The organism is Gemmatimonadota bacterium, assembly GCA_026706345.1.
GTDB lineage: Bacteria > JAAXHH01 > JAAXHH01 > JAAXHH01 > JAAXHH01 > JAAXHH01.
The window spans coordinates 1-2,208 of record JAPOYX010000149.1 but is presented as its reverse complement, the minus strand read 5'-3'; the positions used below and the strand labels follow the sequence as shown (position 1 = coordinate 2,208).

The window sequence follows — 2,208 nt, the reverse complement described above, 5'->3', positions numbered from 1 at the left end:
CTCAAAACGGACGACATGCTCCAGTACGAGTATGCACGCGAGGCACTGAAAAACGGGCTGAAACTGGAACGCTCCCTGGGTACGAACCCCTACCGGTTCGGTCTGGTCGGGTCCACGGACAGCCACACCGCGCTGTCCACGGCCGAGGAGAACAACTTTTTCGGCAAGATGGCGAACGACGAGCCCAGTGAAAACCGCGCCGTCCTGAGCATGGGGGGAATCGACTTGCCTGATGGTTGGCGAAACAGCGAAACCGGCGCCTCGGGCTATGCAGCGGTCTGGGCGCGGCAAAACACCCGGGAGGCGATATGGGATGCCATGCAGCGCAGGGAAGTCTATGCCACCACAGGGCCGCGCATGACGGTACGCTTTTTCGGTGGCTGGGCATTCACCGAAGCCGATGCCAGCTTCCGGAACCTCGCGGCCGACGGTTATGCCAAGGGTTTACCCATGGGGAGCACGTTGCATTCGGAAACGGGCCGCCCCGCTCCAACCTTCCTGGTGGGTGCGCTGAAAGATCCGGTTAGCGGCAACCTCGACCGGATCCAGATCGTCAAAGGCTGGCTCGATGCCCACGGCACGACCCATGAGAAGGTCTTCAACGTGGTCTGGGGGGACGCCCACCGACGCAACCTGCGCCCCGACGGCAGTCTGCCGCCCGTCGGCAATACGGTAAACGTGCAGGAGGCGACCTGGACCAACAGCATCGGCGATGCGGAACTGGTGGGCTACTGGCAGGACCCGCAGTTCAACCCATTGCAGCCCGCTGTCTACTACGCGCGAGTCCTGGAGATTCCGACGCCCCGCTGGAACGCCTACGATGCCAGATTCTACGGCGTGCAACCGGAAACCGGCGCGGCGCTGACCCTCCAGGAGCGGGCTTACACATCCCCCATCTGGTATTCGCCTACGGGCAAGTAAAGCGCATGTTTCTCTCACTACGCAAAGTGGTGCGCTCGCGGTGACACGATGCATCGCCCTGTCAGATGTCCTCGAGAGCGGCCTCGACCATCGTGCGAAACCACTGGTGTTCCGGGTCGTTGTCGAAGGAACGGTTCCACATGAGCCCCACGTCGAATTCCGGCACGTCGTAAGGCAGCTCAATCGCTTTGACATGCGCGTCGCCACCCAGAACTTCCACCACTTTCCCGGGCATGATGGAAATCACGTCGGAATGGCGTAGCGCATAGAGCAGCGTCGTCAGCGTGGTGAACTCCGCAACGGATTTCAGCCCGCCGACCATCCCCGGGTTGAATTCCAGGTGTGTCGCCTCCAGCAACTGCTGCTCGGTGATCGAATCGCCGTACTTCCGCGATCCCGCCCATACCGCCACGATCAGGCGGTCGGTATAGAGCGTCTGGAAACTCACCTGCTCCAGTTCGCGAAACGCGCCGATGAACGGTGCGATCATCAGGTCGAGGTGGCTCGAACGGATCCGGTCCCGGGTGTCCGAGGCGAGCTGGGTAAAGATCACCCGCGTGTACGGCGCCACGGGGTGAATCTGCGCAATGATCGGCCCGGCGACTCTCTGCAGGAGGAAATCCGTCGTCGCGACGGTAAAGTGACGTTGCAGTTTCTCCGGTTCGAAATGCACCTCTTCGATGAGGCTTTCGATGCGCTGGATGATTTCCTCCACAGGTTCGAGCAATCCTTCCGCGCGCCGGGTGGGTACCATGGCGCGCCCGGAGCGCACGAACAGCTCGTCCTCGAAAGCCCAGCGCAACCGGCCCAGGGAGGCGCTTACCGCAGACTGGGTCAGGTTCAGCTTCTCGCCGACCTTCGTGGTATTCGGCTCTTTCAGCAGTTCCCGCAGAACGTACAGGAGATTGAGATCGATCCGGCGGATGACACTCCCTCCCCACAGATTTCACCGATCCATGGTACCGCCGGCTGCCGGTGGCGTCATCAGACCTCCCGCTGTCGCGACGCCTCCCGTGCCTCGACGGCTTCCGCGAGATTGGGCGCGAACCTGCGCAGGCGGTTGCGCGGCATGCGCCCCGTGCGGTCCATGAAGTCGAGAATGAAGTCGAGAATGGGCATGTCGAGCTTCTGCGGAAACCTCTCGTACCACTCGTAGCTCAGCTTGCCGGCAACCATCAGTCTCTGTTTTCTCGGCCTGCCCTCCGCTTCGAATGCCGCCAGTGACGCGGGAATGTCATTCGAAGACGCTTCAAGCGCGTTCGCAAGGCCCAGCGCGTCTTCCATCGC

Annotated in this window: 3 protein-coding genes; 1 reads left to right on the top strand and 2 read right to left on the bottom strand. The window is 62.0% G+C overall.

Annotated elements, in window-relative coordinates; genetic code table 11:
• On the top strand, positions 1-921 hold a 921-nt coding region (locus OXG98_09975; GenBank protein ID MCY3772330.1), incomplete at its 5' end, for a DUF3604 domain-containing protein.
• Positions 922-982: 61 nt separating this feature from the next.
• Here the strand turns inward: OXG98_09975 and OXG98_09970 are convergent.
• Both OXG98_09970 and OXG98_09965 read right to left on the bottom strand, forming a co-directional pair.
• Positions 983-1,822, bottom strand: a complete 840-nt coding sequence (locus OXG98_09970; protein ID MCY3772329.1) for a LysR family transcriptional regulator — start codon at positions 1,820-1,822, stop codon at positions 983-985.
• A gap of 83 nt (positions 1,823-1,905) precedes the next feature.
• The coding region (locus OXG98_09965) for a monooxygenase (protein MCY3772328.1) at positions 1,906-2,208 on the bottom strand (303 nt) is incomplete at its 5' end.